Source organism: Pedococcus dokdonensis (assembly GCF_900104525.1).
Lineage (GTDB): Bacteria > Actinomycetota > Actinomycetes > Actinomycetales > Dermatophilaceae > Pedococcus > Pedococcus dokdonensis.
The window spans coordinates 1,112,512-1,128,455 of the sequence record NZ_LT629711.1 but is presented as its reverse complement, the minus strand read 5'-3'; the positions used below and the strand labels follow the sequence as shown (position 1 = coordinate 1,128,455).

Genomic DNA, 15,944 nt, shown 5'->3' with positions numbered 1-15,944 from the left:
TTCCGTGCTCGGCGCAATGTCGGTGGCGGCCCGCATGATGGGAATGCGTCCCCGTCCGGGAGGCGTTCCACGCCCGTGAGCAGGAGAGACACCGCGATGAACAGGAGCGAGGCACCGTGAGCCATTCAGGCTGGATGGCGATGCGGTCGCTCACCCGTGACGACTCGGTCAAGGACCGCAAGCTGGCGCCGGGCACCGCGCGCCGGGTCGCCTCCTACGCCCGGCCGTTCCGGCGCGAGATCGGGCTCTTCCTGGTGCTGGTCATCATCGACTCGGCCCTCGTCGTGGCCACCCCGCTGCTGCTCAAGGAGCTGATCGACAAGGGCATCACGCCCCGGGACCGCGGTGTCGTGATCGAGCTGTCGCTCGTGGTCGCGGCGCTCGCCGTGGTCAGCGGCGCGCTCACCCTCGTCGAGCGCTGGTTCTCCAGCCGGATCGGGGAGGGATTGATCTACGCCTTGCGCACCGAGGTGTTCTCCCACGTGCTGCGCCAGCCGATCGCCTTCTTCACCCGGGCCCAGACCGGCGCCCTGGTCAGCCGGCTCAACAGTGACGTGATCGGTGCCCAGCAGGCCTTCACCTCGGTGCTCTCCAGCGTCGTCAGCAACGTCGTCTCGCTGGTCCTCATCATCGTCACGATGGCCACGCTCTCCTGGCAGCTCACCCTCGCGTCCCTGGCCCTGGTGCCGTTCTTCCTGCTGCCGGCCCGGTTGATGGGCCGGCGGCTCGCCGGGCTGACCCATGCCCAGATGGGTCTCAACGCCGACCTCGGCTCCCGCATGACCGAGCGGTTCAACGTCGCCGGTGCGCTCCTCGTGAAGCTCTTCGGCGAGCCTCGCCGAGAAGACCGTGAGTATGCCGCGCAGGCGGCGGGGGTGCGCGACATGGGTGTCAAGATCGCCCTCAACCGCAGCATCTTCTTCGTGGCCCTCACGCTCGTCGCGTCGCTGGCGACCGCGATGGTCTACGGCTTCGGTGGGCTGATGGCCGTCGGCGGCTCACTGACGGTCGGCACCCTGCTGGCCCTGACCGCGCTGCTCGCCCGTCTCTACGGGCCGCTGACGTCGCTCTCCAACGTCCGCGTCGACGTGATGACTGCCCTCGTGTCGTTCGAGCGGGTCTTCGAGGTGCTCGACCTGCACCCGCTCGTGACCGAGCAGCCCGACGCACGCCCGGTGCCGGCCGGACCGGTGCGGGTCGAGCTGTCGGGTGTGTCGTTCCGCTACCCGTCCGCCGACGAGGTGTCGCTGGCCTCGCTCGAGAGCGTCGCCACCGGTGACCGCAAGGGCGGGGGAGTCGTGCTGCGCGACGTGCGCTTCACCGCCGAGCCCGGCCAGCTCGTCGCCCTTGTGGGCCCGAGTGGCGCCGGCAAGTCCACCATCACCTCGCTGCTGGCCCGCCTCTACGACCCGTCCACCGGGTCGGTCCGGCTCAACGGGCTCGACCTGCGCGAGGCGACCCTGGAGTCGGTGACCCAGACCGTGGGCATGGTGACGCAGGAGGCGCACCTGTTCCACGACACCATCCGCGCCAACCTGCTCTACGCCGCGCCCGACGCCAGCGACGACGAGCTGGTCGCTGCCCTCGAAGCCGCGCAGGTCTGGTCGCTGGTCGGGTCGCTGCCCGAGGGCCTCGACACGGTGGTCGGCGACCGGGGTCACCGCCTGTCGGGCGGCGAGAAGCAGCGCCTGGCCCTGGCCCGGCTGCTCCTCAAGGGACCGGGGCTGATCGTCCTCGACGAGGCGACTGCCCACCTCGACAGCGAGTCGGAGGCGGCGGTCCAGCGGGCTCTCGACACCGCCCTCGAGGGCCGCACGGCGATTGTCATCGCCCACCGGCTGTCGACCGTGCGGGGCGCCGACCAGATCCTGGTCGTCGACAAGGGGCGCATCGTCGAGCGCGGCACCCACCACGAGCTGCTCGAGCGGGGCGGTCTCTACAACGACCTCTACACCACCCAGTTCGCCGAGCAGGAGCACCGCAGCACCGACGTGCCGGCCTGAGCCGCGCGGCGGGCGACCCGCCCCGGGATCAGCCGTCCTCCTCGTCCCAGATGCGGACCTTCTTCGGACGAGGCGCTCGGGGCGGCCCGGCACCGTCGCTCGACGACTGCTCCAGCCCCTCCCGGTACTCGCGCCGAGCCCCGAACCAGACGAGGACGAACCCGGCCACCATGGCGAGCCACCACTGGAAGGCATAGGCCTGGTGCGGCCCCAGGTCGGTGTCCGGTGCGTCCAGGGCCGTCGGGCGGTCCGGCGCAGTCCCGTCGGACCGGCGCTCCACCTCGAGCAGCACGTAGGCGCCCAGGAACTGGCGACCGGACTGCGCGCCCGCCTCGCCGAGGTTGATGCTGGCCACCTGACCCTGCGGCAGCTTCTTGCCCAGCGACGGCTCCGATCGGCGCAGCCACCCGGTCACCGTCACCTCGTCCGAGGGGGCGGGCACCACGTCCGGCAGGGTCTCCGCGTTCTTGGCGTTCGCCACCCAGCCGCGGTCCACGAGCACCGACCGGCCCGTGGCCTCCTCGAAGGGCACCAGCACCTCGTAGCCGTAGACCCCGTCGAACGGACGGTTCCGGACCAGCAGGGTCTCGTCGGCGGCATACCGGCCCTGCATGGTGACCCTGGTCCACTCGCGCTCGAGGGGCATCGGCGAAGCGCCCAGGACGTCGTCGAGGGGCTGGGGCTTCGCGTCGTAGTGGCTGTGGATCCGGTCGGCCCTGGCCGACTTGGCCTCGTAGCGGTGCCACTGCCACCGACCGAGGAAGAATGCGGCGACGGCGAAGGCGAGGGCGACCGCGAGGGCGCCCAGCCACCGACGCGATGTGAGCACCCTGACCACCGGATCACGGTACCCGGCTTAGGCTAGGGGTCATGACCGGCCTACCCTTCCCGAGCGTGCGCGATGCCGCGCGCGCCCCAGCAGGTACGGTCGGCCTGCCCGACCAGCTCGGCCGGGTGGCCCGCGACCTGCGGGTCTCGGTCACCGACCGGTGCAACCTGCGCTGCCGCTACTGCATGCCGGCCGAGGGTCTGCCGTGGCTGGCCAAGCCGGAGATGATGACCGACGACGAGCTCGTCCGGGTGATCGGCATCTTCGTCGGGCTCGGCGTGCAGCAGATCCGGCTCACCGGGGGAGAGCCGCTGCTGCGACGGTCCCTGGTCGACGTCGTGCGCCGGGTGTCGGAGCTCGAGCCGCGCCCGCGCATCGCCATGACCACCAACGGCATCGGTCTCGACCGCCTCGCCCAGCCGTTGGCCGATGCCGGGCTCGACCGCGTCAACGTCAGCCTCGACACGATCGACCCGCAGGAGTTCGCCGACCTGACCCGCCGCGACCGGCTGCACGACGTCGAGCTCGGCTTGAAGGCTGCTGCCGCGGCCGGGCTCACCCCCGTGAAGGTCAACGCCGTCGCGATGCGCGGCATCAACGACCACTCGGTGGCCGACCTCCTGCAGTGGTGCCTCGACCGGGACTACGAGCTGAGGTTCATCGAGCAGATGCCGCTCGACGCGCAGCACGGGTGGGACGCCTCGACGATGATCGGTGCCGACGAGATCCGTGAGCGCCTCAGTGAGCGGTTCGAGCTCACGCCGTTGCCGGCGGCGGAGCGGGGGAGCGCTCCGGCCGAGCTCTTCCTCGTCAACGGCGGACCGACCACCGTCGGCATCATCGCCAGCGTGAGCGCGCCGTTCTGTGCAGCATGCGACCGCACCCGCCTCACTGCGGACGGCCAGGTGCGCAACTGCCTGTTCTCCCAGAAGGAGACCGACCTGCTGGGTCCGTTGCGCGCAGGCGCGAGCGACGAGGAGCTGGCCGCGCTGGTGCAGGGCGAGATGTGGCGCAAGCTGCCGGGGCACGGCATCGGCTCGGCCGACTTCGTGCAACCGGATCGCCCGATGTCCGCCATCGGCGGCTGATCAGCCGGCGGTCTCGGGGATGGCGTCGGCGGCGACCGTCTCGACCAGGAACCCGCGCACCGACAGGAACTCGCCCAGCGACGTGCGGTGGTCGTCACAGGCCAGCCAGACCTTGCGCCGATCAGGGGTGTGCAGCTTGGGGTTGTTCCACAGGTGGGCCCAGGTGGCGGTGTCGCGGCAGCCCTTGGCGCTGCAGACCAGCGAGTCCGGCGGCACCATCAGCGACCGATCTGGTCGGGGCCGTCACCGCGTGGCGTGACGGGCGCGGACGACCCCGGGGTGCGCGGGCGCACGGCGTTGGCCAGGACCACGGCAATGTAGGGGAGCAGGATCGCCGCGACCGCGAAGCTGCCCCACACCCACCAGGGGGCGCCCTTGGTCGCGGTCACGACGGACAAGAGGAAGCAGACCGTGCGCACGCCCATCGTCACGAGGTAGCGGCGGATCCGGCCGGCCTGCTCGTCGGCGAGGGACTCGGGGACGGACGTCACCGACTGCACGACGGGCTCGTCGTGGTGGTGGCGTCGGGAACGGGTCACCCGTCCACGATAAGCGTCCTCGGATGCGGTGTACCCATGGGTAGTCGATAAGGTCGCGACGGAGGCGCAGCCACGGCGTGCGCCGGCCCTGACGCATCGTCGAGAATCGCGGAGGACATCCATGGCAGGTCGCAACGTGCTGGTCACCGGCGGCAACCGCGGCATCGGTCTCAGCATCGCCACCGCCCTGGCCGAAGCCGGCGACAACGTCGTGATCACCTACCGCTCGGGAGAGCCGCCCGAGGGTCTGCGCGGGGTGAAGTGCGAGGTGACCGACTCGGACTCCGTCGACCAGGCGTTCACCGCGGCCGAAGAGCTGTTGGGCGGTTCCGTCGAGGTGCTCGTCGCCAACGCCGGCGTCACCCGGGACACCCTCCTGATGCGGATGAGCGACGAGGACTTCGACACCGTCATCGACACCAACCTGGCCGGTGCCTTCCGCTGCGCCCGCCGCGCGGTCAAGGGCATGATCAAGGGCCGCCGGGGCCGGATCATCTTCATCTCCAGCGTGGTCGGTCTCTACGGCTCGCCCGGCCAGACGAACTACGCCGCCAGCAAGTCGGGTCTCGTGGGCCTGGCCCGCTCGATCTCGCGTGAGCTGGGCGGCCGTGGCATCACCGCCAACGTGGTGGCGCCCGGCTTCATCGAGACCGACATGACCGCCGAGCTGCCCGAGGACCGCAAGAAGGCCTACCAGGCCAGCATCCCGGCCGGCCGGTTCGCCCGCCCCGAGGAGGTCGCCGCAGCGGTGCGCTTCCTCGCCGGCGACGACGCGGCATACATCACCGGTGCGGTGATCCCCGTCGACGGCGGCCTCGGCATGGGCCACTGACCCGGCCGTCCCGGCCGCCCAGCCATCACGACGACAGACCCCTGACGACAGAACCCCCACGAAAGGCCACCCGACATGCTGCTCGAGGGCAAGAAGCTCCTGATCACCGGCGTCCTGATGGACTCCTCGATCGCCTTCCACGTCGCGAAGATCGCGCAGGAACAGGGCGCCGAGGTGGTGCTCACGTCGTTCGGGCGCACGTTCAGGATCACCCAGACCATCGCCAAGCGGCTGCCGACCACCCCGCCGGTGATCGAGCTCGACGTGACCAACCAGGACGACCTCGACAGTCTCGCCGAGCGGCTCGGCGAGCACGTCGACGGGCTCGACGGCGTGCTGCACTCGATTGGCTTCGCCCCGCAGGGCGCGTTCAACTTCCTCGAGGGCACCTTCGAGGACGTGTCGACCGCCATGCATGCCTCGGCCTACTCGCTGAAGTCGCTCGGGGTCGCCGCGCTGCCGATGATGAAGGACGGCGGCAGCATCGTCGGCCTCACCTTCGATGCCAAGTTCGCCTGGCCGGTGTACGACTGGATGGGCGTGGCCAAGGCCGCCTTCGAGTCGACCAACCGCTACCTCGCCCGCGACCTCGGGCCGAAGGGGGTCCGGTGCAACCTCGTGGCCGCCGGCCCGATCCGCACGACCGCGGCCAAGTCGATCCCCGGCTTCCAGACCTTCGAGGAGACCTGGAACGAGCGAGCGCCGCTCGGGTGGGACGTCAACGACGCCGTGCCGGCCGCCAAGGCCTGCGCGGTGCTGCTGTCCGACTGGTTCCCGGCCACCACGGGCGAGATCGTCCACGTCGACGGTGGCGTGCACGCGATGGGGCAGTGACCGCCGCTGCCGCTCTGCGCTGCCGACACTAGGCTCGCCGCATGACGACTTCCCCCGCCGTCGCCGAGCCCGACCCCGCCGCCCCCGCCGCAGTCACGGTGACCGAGGTGCGGGTGCTGGAGGGTCCCAACCTCTACTTCGCCAAGCCCGCGATCAAGGTGAGCCTGCTGCTGCCGGGCTATCTGGCCGCTCCCGAGGACGTCCTGGGCCAGCTGGCGACGCGGGTGGGCATGCGCAGCGCCCGGCCCGGGGGTCCCGGCACCGAGCAGCGCCAACGGTTCGTGATGCGGCTGGTCGAGCGGGCCGTGCGCCGGCTGGCCGCCGCGAGCGGCACCACCCGGCTGGGCGTGCGGGTCCGTCCCGGCAGCACGCCCGAGGCGGTCGTGATGGCCTTCGTATGGCGCCGTCGTACCCGGGCGCGCGCGCTCGGACACGGGGTGGGCCCGGTCCTGCTCGCCTGGCTGGAGGGCGACGACGTGATCGAGCAGGAGGGACGCGTCGTCGGGCAGACCGAACCCGGTGACAAGCCGTCCATCCTCAAGCCGCAGATCCCGGTCGCCTCGATCACCGGCACCAACGGCAAGACCACGACGACCCGCCTGCTCGGCCACATCGGCATGACGGCCGGGCTGCGGACCGCCTGGTCGTCCACCGACGGGATCGTCGTGCAGGGCGAGATGGTCGAGGCGGGCGACTACTCCGGTCCGGCCGGAGCCCGCGGCGTCCTCACGGCGCCGGGCGTCCAGCTCGGCATCCTCGAGACGGCGCGCGGCGGCATGCTGCTCAAGGGGATGGGCGTCACGCACAACGACGTCAGCGTGGTCACCAACGTGTCGGCCGACCACCTCGGGCTGCAGGGCATCGACACGGTGGACCAGCTGGCCGAGGTCAAGGCGATCATCACCAAGGCGACGCGTCCCGGGGGCTGGGTGGTCCTCAACGGCGAGGACCCGCGGGTGTGGGCGATGCGGACGGGCATCAAGGGCAAGCCGTGGGTGTTCACGCTCCGCTCCGACGCGCCGGCGATCCGGCAGTCGCTCGACCTCGGGGGTCGGGCCATCACCGTGCTCGACGGCTCGGTCACCGTTCTCCAGAACGGCCAGGACCCGGACCGCTTGGTGAGCATCCTCGATGTCCCGGCCACCCTCTCCGGCCTGTCACACCACAACATCGCCAACGCGTTGGCGGGAGCCGCCGCCGCCCTCGGCCTCGGGCTGCCTCGTGCGGCCGTCGTGGAAGGGCTGCGCACCTTCGCACCCGACGACAAGCTGAACCCCGGGCGGATGAACACCTACACCTTGCGGCGCGACGACGGTTCGGCCATCACCGTGATCGTCGACCTGGCGCACAACGAGGCGGGGCTCGAGGCCCTGATGGACGTGGCCCACGGGCTCAAGGTGCCCGGGGGCCAGGTGCATCTCGGTCTCGGCCTGGCGGGCGACCGCACCGACGACCTCCTCGAGTCGATAGGCGAGGTGGCGGGTCTGCGGGCCGACCGGATCGTCGCCGCCCACAAGGCGCACTACCTGCGCGGTCGCACCATGGAAGAGCTCGAGTCCCACCTGCGGACCGGTCTGGCGCGCGCCGGGGTGGCCGACATCGACTCCTACGAGACCGAGCTCGGGGGTCTCCAGGCGCTCGTGCCGGGCGCGGCGGACGGCGACGTGGTGGCGCTGATGTGCCACGCCGAGCGCTCGCAGGTCGCCGCCTGGCTGGCTGACCAGGGCGCGACCTCCGACAGCCCCGAGGACATCCGTCGCAAGGTCGTGGCGGCCCGGGGCGAGCACGAGTTCGAGGCGCAGATCGCCGAGCTGTGGCAGCTCGAGGACGACGCCGAGCGGATCGAGGCGGCGGCCCGGTTGCGCAGCCAGCGCCCCGGCGACCCGAGGCTGGTCTTCGAGCAGGCCAGCGCCTTCGACGCGGCAGGCAAGGAGCAGGAGGCCATCCCGCTCTACCGCGACTCGCTCGCGGCGGGGCTGCGCGAGCCGCAGCGGCACCGCGCGCGGATCCAGCTGGCGTCCAGTCTGCGGGTCGTCGGTCAGCCCGAGCTCGCCTACTCGCTGCTCACCGAGCTGAGCAACGAGCGTCCCGGAAGCGTGGCGGTCGAGGCCTTTCGTGCCCTGGCGGGTGTCGACAGCGGGCACGCCGAGTCGTCGGTCGCCGACCTCATCGAGGTGTTGCTGCACCACGCCGGTGACGAGGACACGCTTGCCTACCAGCGGGCGCTGTCGGCGTATGCCGCGGAGCTGCGCGACCGCTGACGTCCTTGCGTGGTTCGAAGGACCAACCGGGTCAGGCCCCGGTGAGTCCTGCGTGCGAACGCAGGCCGGGTCGTCAGGTGGTGGCCGGCTCCACCTCGGTGGCCTCGGCTGCCGCGGCGTCGTCACCGGACTGCTGGGCCTCCGACTGCATCTCGACCGGGTCGAGGTCGGGGTCGCCGACACCGGCCGCAGAGCCGGAGTGTGCACCCGGTTGGGCGTGCTGCGTCATCTGCTCGAGCTCGGCGACCACCTCGGCGTGCTGGTCGACGCAGAGCACGACGATGTCGCCGGGGTTGGCGCGGGCCATGCAGTGTCGGACGGCGTCGACTTCGTTCAGCACTGTCTCCACCTGCCGGCAGCGGACGCCCTCCTTGCCGATCTCGCCCTTGGCGCCCTCGACGATGAGGGCAGCCGTCTCGCCGGCCTTGCGGCCGCGCAGGCGGGTGTCCTCGCGGACGACGATGACGTCGAAGTGCTTGGCCGCCACGGCACCCAGCTCGCGCATGTCGTCGTCCCGGCGGTCACCTGCGGTCGACACCATGCCGATCCGGGAGATCTTGCCGAGGTCGGACTGACCGGCCTTCTGCACGGCATACCCGTCGACGAACTCGCCGAGCACGCGCATGGCCGGCGCGTTGTGGCAGTAGTCGACGAACACGTCGACGTTGTGCACGTTGACGAGGTTCATGCGACCGGGGGACAGGTAGTAGGACGTCGTGAACGTGCGCAGGCCCTGGCGGATCTCGTGCAGGCCGGCGCCCGCGGCGAAGGCCGCTCCGGCAGCAGCCATCGCGTTGGCGACGTTGAACTTGGCGGTGCCACCGAAGGTCGAGGGCAACAGGTGGGTCCACGCGAGCTGCATCGAGCGACGACCGTGCTTGATGACGATCATGTCGCCACGGTCGGTCTTCTCGAGGACGACGGCCCGTCCACCACGTCGGCAGTGGTCGTCGATGAACTCGCGGATCGGGGTGCCAGGCTCCTGCAACGAGAAGTAGACGATCCCGCCCGAGCAGCGTCGGCGCATTTTGCGGACCAGGTCGTCGTCGGCGTTGAGGACGGCAAAACCGTTGCGGGGCACCGCTTCCACGATGACGGCCTTGACGTCGGCCAGCTGGGCAAGGGTGTCGATGCCCTTCATCCCGAGGTGGTCGGGGGCGACGTTGGTGACGACGGCGACGTCGTTGCGGTCGTAGCCGAGGCCCTCGCGGAGGATGCCACCGCGGGCCACCTCCATCACGGCGAAGTCGACGCGCGGGTTCTGCAGCACCATCCGCGCTGACCGCGGACCGGACGCGTCGGCCTTGTAGACCAGCCGCTCGTCGATCACGATGCCGTCGGTCGACGTCATGCCGACCTTGTGGCCGATCCCCTTGAAGATGTGGGCGATCATGCGCGAGGTCGTGGTCTTGCCGTTGGTGCCGGTGACAGCGACGATCGGCACGCGCGAGGGCGAGCCGGGCGGGAACAGCAGGTCCACCACCGGCTTGGCGATGAACTGCGGTTCGCCGACGGTCGGGTGGGTGTGCATGCGGAACCCGGGGGCGGCGTTCACCTCGCAGATGGCGCCCCCGGTCTCGCGGACGGGGGAGGCGATGTCGGGGCAGATGAAGTCGATGCCGGCGACGTCGAGCCCGATCATGCGGGCCGCCTCCTCGGCGATCTCAACGTTGTCGGGGTGGGCGTCGAAGGTGCGGTCGACGGAGATGCCACCAGTCGACATGTTGCCGGTCAGGGCGAGCTTGACCATCTGGTCCTTCGGCGGCACGTCGCCGAGCTCGAAGCCCTGGTCGCGGACCAGGTCGGTCGCCGCGTCGTCGACCTTGATGCGGGTCAGCACCTTCTCGTGGCCCACGCCGCGGCGGGGGTCGGCGTTGGTGATCTCCACCAGCTCGGCCACGGTGTGGGTGCCGTCACCGATGACGTGGGCCGGCACCCGCTCGGCGATCGCCTGCATCCGTCCGCCCACGATGAGGCAGCGGTAGTCGCGGCCGGTGATGTGGGACTCGACGATGACGTAGCCGCGCCGCGACTCGCCCTCGGCGATGACGAAGCTGTCCCTGACGGCATCCTCGTCGGTGAGGTCGAGGCACACCCCACGACCGTGGTTGCCGTCGAGCGGCTTGACCACGACCGGGTAACCGATCCGCTTGGCTGCCGCCACCGCACCGTCGGCGGTGCGGACGGTCTCCTGCTTCGGGACCGGCAGACCGGCCGAGCCGAGCAGCCGGGTCGTCATGTCCTTGTCGCTGGCGATGTCGACGGCGAGGGCGCCGGTCTTCGACGTCATCGTGGCGCGGATGCGCTGGGCGTGGACGCCCTGGCCGAGCTGCACCAGGGAGGCGGAGTTGAGCCGGATGTAGGGGATGTCCCGCGAGACGGCCTCCTCCAGGATGGCACCCGTGGACGGGCCGAACGCGGTGCGCTGCGCCCGCCGCAGGAAGAGGTCGAGCTCCTCGGAGAAGTCGAAGCCCTCCTCGGCCTGGACGAGGTGGTTGACCAGCCTGACCGCGAGCGTGCCTGCGGCGAGGCCGACCGCCTCGTCGAGGTAGTCGTAGATGACGTTGTAACGGCCGGTCTGTCCCTTGACCGCACGGGTCTTGCCCCGGCGGAGGTCGTGACCGGCTTCCTGCTGGAGCTGCAGCGCCACGTGCTCGGAGACGTGGCCCAGCCAGGTGCCCTCTCGCAGCCGCTCGATGAAGCCGCCCTTCACCCCGCGGGAGCAGGTGTGGTTCTCGAGGTTCGGCAGCAGCTCGACGAGCCGGTCGGTGAAACCGTCGAGGGTGTCCGTGGGGTACGCCTCCAGCACGCCCAGGTCGACGACCAGGTGGATCGCCGGGCTGTAGGACCAGACGTTCCCGCCGCGGTAGACCCGCGACTCCACGATCGAGAGCTCGGGGCGGCTGGACCGGTGGGGGTGGGGCGATCTGCCATGGGATCTCCTTGCGGGTCGGGCAGTGCGAGGCGGTGGGTCAGTCAGGCCTTGGCCGTCGCGAGGGCCACCGCGACATCGGGGTGCTTCTCGACGAAGTCGACGAGGCGGACGTCGGAGAGATCGAACGTAGCGCCTGCGGGCAGCGAGTGCACCACCGCGCCCGACACCATGAGCGGCGCACCTCGGCGCGCGTCGGGTGCGTCGGACTCGGCACTGCGACAGTCCAGGACGAATGCGACACCGCTGCCGTGGACGGTGAAGTAGCGCCGGTCGCGCACCTCGATCGCCGTGTCCTCGTCGATCCCCACACCGATCAGGTTGGGGGAGGCGGCCACCATCGCCATGAGCCGGCCGTAGCGGGACCGCTGGGCGAAGTGCTGGTCGATGATCACGCCGTCGATCAGCCCGAGACCCGCGGTCAGCTGGCCGTACCGCTGGCGTGGGGTCACGCCCTCGTCGCCCATCGAGATCATGAACTGGCTCATGATCGAGGCACCCGCCGACGTGCCTCCGATGACGGTGCCGTTGTCGTGGGCCCGCTTGAGGGCGTCTCCGAGTGGCGTGCCGGGGAAGCGCTGGCTGAGCTTGAGCTGGCTGCCGCCACTCATGAAGATGCCGGTCGCCTGGTCGAGCAACGCGACGAGCTCGGGGTCGTGTGCCGAGCTGCGACTGGGTGGGTCGACCACGGCGATCTCGGGGGCGCCGAGCCGGGCGAACACCTCGCGGTAGGACTCCACGACCTCGTTCTCGAACGAGGAAGCGGTGGGGATGAGCACGATCCTGGAGCGCTTGCCGCCCGCCAGTCGCACGAAGCGACGCAGCACGGTGGCCTTGCCGACCCGGTCCTCTGCTCCGCCGATGATGAACAGGGTGGGGACCGTGCGGCCCTGCTTTGGTGCCATTGGGTCAGCCTAGGAGTCAGGCGTGGGAATCGGCGGAGCGGGGGTCGGCGTGCCGTCCGCCTCGTCCGCCTCCTCGATCTCCTCACGGGTGATGCCGAGCAGGTAGAGCACCGCGTCGAGGTAGGGCACGTTGACCGCCGTGTCGGCCTGTTCGCGCACGACCGGCTTGGCGTTGAAGGCCACCCCGAGGCCAGCCGCCTCGAGCATGTCGAGGTCGTTGGCCCCGTCGCCGATGGCGACCGTGCGCGACAGCGGGAGACCCGCCTCGGCGGCGAACCGGCGCAGCGCCTGGGCCTTGCCCGCCCGGTCCACGATGTCCCCGACGAGGCGCCCGGTGAGTATGCCGTCGCGCACCTCGAGGCGGTTGGCGTGGGCGTGGTCGATGTCGAGCTCGCGAGCGAGGTCCTCGACGACCTCGATGAAGCCCCCGGAGACGATCGCCACGGTGAACCCCAGGCGCTTCAGGGTGCGGACGAGGGTGCGGGCGCCGGGGGTGAACTGGACCGCCTGGCGGACGTCGTCGAGCACGGACACCGGAAGCCCCTCGAGCGCGGCTACCCGCTCGCGAAGGCTCTCGGCGAAGTCGAGCTCACCCCGCATCGCGGCGGCCGTGACCGCTGCGACCTCGGCCTCGCGACCGGCATGGCTCGCGAGCAGCTCGATCACCTCGTCCTGGATGAGGGTCGAGTCGACATCCATCACCACGAGCCGACGGCCGCGGCGGGCGAGGCCGCCTGCCGCCACCGCGATGTCGAGCCCGTGCACGCTCGACTCCATCGCGAGCTCGCGGCGCAGCCGGTCGACATCGGCGCCTGACACGTCGAACTCGACGGTCGTGACGGGGTAGCGCGAGAGGCGCCGGATGCGGTCGATGTTGGCGCCGTGCGATGCGATCCGCGCCGTGATGGCGGCCACCCCGCTCGCGCGCAGGGGCGAGCCGAGGACGACGACCGCGGCCCGGCCGCTGCGCCGGCGTCGGCTGTCGCCCGTGCCCGACTTGATCTTCACCTTGAGGTCGAGGTCGTGGCCGACCGAGATCAGCACGCTGCGCAGACGCTCGTGTGACTCGCCGGCCGAGAGCAGCATGGCCAGGGTCAGGTGGCCGCGGACCACGACCTGCTCGAGGTCGAGGACCTCGGCGCCGACGTCGGCGATGGCGTCGAAGAACGTGCTGGTGACGCCCGGACGGTCCTCACCGGAGATGGTCACGAGGAGTGTCTGCGCGGTCACGTCGGGCACCGCGCCACACTATCGACGGCGCTTCGCGCGGCTGGTGTGAGTCTCGCGATCCGACCCATGACCCGACTTCCCGCGCCTGGTGATGGCAGCCGCTGAGCACGCTCGAAGGTAAATGTTCGGTATAGATCTGGTCAGTCACGCTCAGTCACTCGGCTAGGAAGTCATCTCTTCCTACGTTGCTGATTCTGCGGACAACGGTGTCGCAGCCCGACCAGTCTTGAGGAAACACGGGGGAAGATCTCAATGAGACGATTGATCGTAGGTGCGTTGCTCGTTGTGACGACGGGCGCAGTCCCGCTAGGTCAGGCCGAACCGGCTCAGGCGGTCCAAGGTGAGGTGTGAGGGTCACACAAGCCTCGGCAGCAGCCGGGGATGGGGGTGACAGGCCCGTCATGACCCCGGACGGACCGCTGATCGAGCTTGTGCCCGAGCCGAATCTCACCGAAGGCTACGCGGGGCGAGAAGTCACTGGTGACGCACTGGGTGACAGCTACGCGGACGACTACCTCCGCCTGACGTACGGGTGGGGCGTCTATCTGAATGTGACGGGTGCCGAGGCGAAGGCCGTCGCGTCGGCGCTGCTTGGGTCTGGGGGACTGGGCTACGTCTACACGTGCACGGCGCTCGGCAAAGTCCCCGGGTACGCGGGGACGGTGGCCCGGATGATCTGTTCGCTGGTCGGCGTTCCGTCGGCAAAGTCGATACTGAACGCCATCGCCTCGCTTTGGCGCGACGGCGCGTCCACATCCACCTGCTACCAGAAGCGGATCCTGCCCTCCGTCGCGGGATGGCGAGCCGTCGCCATGCGGAACTGCACGGGCTAGGGTGAAAGCAATGGTGTCAGGGGCTGCGCTGCTCGCCTCGATAATCGTCGGCGTTGGCGTGTGGGAGGCGTCTGGACGACTATGGCTCGGCGAGGTGGTGGCCGTGCTCCTGACTCTCGTCCTCTATCGGCCCTCGCGGCGTCGTGACCAGGCTCGGTCACAGCGGCGTGCGGTTCTGGAGGCCGGCAAGGACAGGCGGCTGTTCGATAGGTGACCTTGTTCGAGCTAGTCACGCTGCTCATCGTCGTGCCGCTTTTATTGCCGATCGCTTGGGTGTTCAGCTCGTGCTGACGGCGGCCCGGCCGCTGCGCCGGCGTCGGCTGTCGCCCGTGCCCGACTTGATCTTCACCTTGAGGTCGAGGTCGTGGCCGACCGAGATCAGCACGCTGCGCAGACGCTCGTGTGACTCGCCGGCCGAGAGCAGCGTGGCCCGGGTCAGGTGGCCGCGGACCACGACCTGCTCGAGGTCGAGGACCTCGGCGCCGACGTCGGCGATGGCGTCGAAGAACGTGCTGGTGACGCCCGGACGGTCCTCACCGGAGATGGTCACGAGGAGCGTCTGCGCGGTCACGTCGGGCACCGCGCCACAGTCTCGACGGCGGTTTGGCAACCCGTCGTCAGTCTCGACATCCGACCCGCGACCAGCGCTCTCGCCTGTCGTCGGACGGCACCCCCTGAGCACGCGCTAAGGTAAAGTCTCGGTATACATCTAGCCAGTCCCGTGTAGTCACATTCAGTCACACCCTGAGGAGTAACCAGGCATATATGTTCCGTGAACGGGCCCGACCGAGAGCCCAAGGGAGGTGGACGTGGATCGCGCACTGACATCGATTGAGATTAACGATGAGGTTGGAGTCAGCCAAGGCTCCGTGGCAGCACCTTGGGCCATCGACTCCACGGGACGGCACTAGCCGACCCACTACGAGATCCGAGGTCGCTCGTTGCACCAGATCGTGAACACCAAGGGAGCTGCGTACCCCATCATCGTGGACCCATGGATCGCGACGGGTTGGTGGTACTACTCGCCGGTCTACTACGTAGAGATGTCTTGGTCCGAAACGTGGCGCCTCAAGAACGCCATGGACACCAACTCGAGCCAGATCCCTGGTTTGCTGTGCGGTTTTGTTCCGACGGCCACTGCCAAGATCACGTGTGGAGCCGTCTATCTGCTGGTCAAGGACGACGTCAAGAACACGGTGAATACAGCCATCAGGCTGAAGAAGTGCTACAAGGCACGCATTCCGGCCTCGGGTGGAGCGGCCTCCTTGCCAGCCTACGATTCGTACTACAAGACCTGCAGGTCGTGAGGGAGACGCCATGCCAACGCGCTCAGTCTTGGTCAAGGAAGCGTTTGTACTCGTCGTCATCCTCACCCTCGCCGTCCTCATCCCACTGATTCTGGATCATGACCCGGCTGGAGTCCGCGAGATCCTGACGCTTGCGATCGGGTGGGTCGTCGTGAGGACGTTGGTATTGGGTGCGCGTGTGATCCGAGGCCGGCGGCGACAAAGGGAGCCCAGGGTGGGGCCGTGAAGGCGCTGTATGTCCACACGATTGACGGCGGGATTCCGGCATCGCTTGGCTTCCCACTGACGGCGCTGTCGCTCCTCGGGAGCTTCGTTGCCACCGACCGCATCCTGACTTGATCCAGCACCTCC

At 69.7% G+C, this 15,944-nt stretch carries 14 protein-coding genes; 7 read left to right on the top strand and 7 right to left on the bottom strand.

Annotated features, from left to right (window positions below; all coding sequences use genetic code 11):
- Positions 1-134: 134 nt before the first annotated feature.
- Entirely contained in the window at positions 135-2,003 is a 1,869-nt protein-coding gene (locus tag BLQ34_RS05515) for an ABC transporter ATP-binding protein (RefSeq protein ID WP_091782603.1), read from the top strand.
- Between the two features lie 28 nt (positions 2,004-2,031).
- Here the strand turns inward: BLQ34_RS05515 and BLQ34_RS05510 are convergent, their stop codons facing one another.
- Complete coding sequence (locus tag BLQ34_RS05510; RefSeq protein ID WP_091782600.1) at positions 2,032-2,841, bottom strand: SURF1 family cytochrome oxidase biogenesis protein; 810 nt, start codon at positions 2,839-2,841, stop codon at positions 2,032-2,034.
- Between the two features lie 32 nt (positions 2,842-2,873).
- On the opposite strand from BLQ34_RS05510, the gene moaA reads away from it, so the two are divergent.
- Positions 2,874-3,920: a GTP 3',8-cyclase MoaA gene (gene moaA / locus BLQ34_RS05505; protein WP_091782599.1), complete on the top strand. Its 1,047-nt coding sequence runs from the start codon at positions 2,874-2,876 to the stop codon at positions 3,918-3,920.
- Here moaA and BLQ34_RS05500 read toward each other — a convergent pair whose 3' ends face one another.
- Both BLQ34_RS05500 and BLQ34_RS05495 read right to left on the bottom strand, forming a co-directional pair.
- Positions 3,921-4,139 (bottom strand): hypothetical protein, encoded by a 219-nt coding sequence (locus tag BLQ34_RS05500; RefSeq protein WP_091782596.1) that lies wholly within the window; start codon positions 4,137-4,139, stop codon positions 3,921-3,923.
- The gene (locus BLQ34_RS05495; RefSeq protein WP_231961459.1) at positions 4,139-4,459 is read right to left on the bottom strand and encodes a DUF3099 domain-containing protein; all 321 of its coding nucleotides are present in this window, start codon (positions 4,457-4,459) and stop codon (positions 4,139-4,141) included. The genes BLQ34_RS05500 and BLQ34_RS05495 overlap by 1 nt, the downstream gene beginning before the upstream one ends.
- 121 nt (positions 4,460-4,580) lie before the next feature.
- Here BLQ34_RS05495 and fabG point away from each other — a divergent pair, with 121 nt between their 5' ends.
- The 3 genes from fabG to BLQ34_RS05480 all read left to right on the top strand — a co-directional run bounded on the left by fabG (position 4,581) and on the right by BLQ34_RS05480 (position 8,386).
- Positions 4,581-5,291: a 3-oxoacyl-[acyl-carrier-protein] reductase gene (gene fabG, locus BLQ34_RS05490; protein ID WP_091782590.1), complete on the top strand. Its 711-nt coding sequence runs from the start codon at positions 4,581-4,583 to the stop codon at positions 5,289-5,291.
- 75 nt (positions 5,292-5,366) lie between these two features.
- Positions 5,367-6,125 (top strand): enoyl-ACP reductase FabI, encoded by a 759-nt coding sequence (gene fabI / locus BLQ34_RS05485; RefSeq protein ID WP_091782587.1) that lies wholly within the window; start codon positions 5,367-5,369, stop codon positions 6,123-6,125.
- Between the two features lie 41 nt (positions 6,126-6,166).
- The gene (locus tag BLQ34_RS05480) at positions 6,167-8,386 is read left to right on the top strand and encodes a tetratricopeptide repeat protein (protein ID WP_091782583.1); all 2,220 of its coding nucleotides are present in this window, start codon (positions 6,167-6,169) and stop codon (positions 8,384-8,386) included.
- 73 nt (positions 8,387-8,459) lie between these two features.
- On the opposite strand, the gene cphA is transcribed toward BLQ34_RS05480, so the two are convergent.
- The 3 genes from cphA to serB all read right to left on the bottom strand — a co-directional run bounded on the left by cphA (position 8,460) and on the right by serB (position 13,462).
- Positions 8,460-11,270 carry a cyanophycin synthetase gene (gene cphA / locus BLQ34_RS05475; RefSeq protein WP_231961458.1) on the bottom strand — a complete coding sequence of 937 codons (2,811 nt, stop codon included), beginning with the start codon at positions 11,268-11,270 and terminating at the stop codon, positions 8,460-8,462.
- Positions 11,271-11,362: 92 nt separating this feature from the next.
- The gene (locus tag BLQ34_RS05470; RefSeq protein ID WP_091782580.1) at positions 11,363-12,223 is read right to left on the bottom strand and encodes a cyanophycinase; all 861 of its coding nucleotides are present in this window, start codon (positions 12,221-12,223) and stop codon (positions 11,363-11,365) included.
- A 9-nt stretch (positions 12,224-12,232) separates the two neighbouring features.
- The gene (serB, locus tag BLQ34_RS05465) at positions 12,233-13,462 is read right to left on the bottom strand and encodes a phosphoserine phosphatase SerB (protein WP_091782578.1); all 1,230 of its coding nucleotides are present in this window, start codon (positions 13,460-13,462) and stop codon (positions 12,233-12,235) included.
- 392 nt (positions 13,463-13,854) lie between these two features.
- On the opposite strand from serB, the gene BLQ34_RS05460 reads away from it, so the two are divergent.
- A complete protein-coding gene (locus tag BLQ34_RS05460) occupies positions 13,855-14,286 on the top strand; it encodes a hypothetical protein (protein WP_091782576.1) in 432 nt (143 codons plus the stop codon).
- A 277-nt stretch (positions 14,287-14,563) separates the two neighbouring features.
- Here the strand turns inward: BLQ34_RS05460 and BLQ34_RS05450 are convergent, their stop codons facing one another.
- A complete protein-coding gene (locus BLQ34_RS05450; RefSeq protein ID WP_231961457.1) occupies positions 14,564-14,866 on the bottom strand; it encodes an ACT domain-containing protein in 303 nt (100 codons plus the stop codon).
- 373 nt (positions 14,867-15,239) lie between these two features.
- On the opposite strand from BLQ34_RS05450, the gene BLQ34_RS05445 reads away from it, so the two are divergent.
- Positions 15,240-15,593 carry a hypothetical protein gene (locus BLQ34_RS05445; protein WP_157692910.1) on the top strand — a complete coding sequence of 118 codons (354 nt, stop codon included), beginning with the start codon at positions 15,240-15,242 and terminating at the stop codon, positions 15,591-15,593.
- Positions 15,594-15,944: the final 351 nt, after the last annotated feature.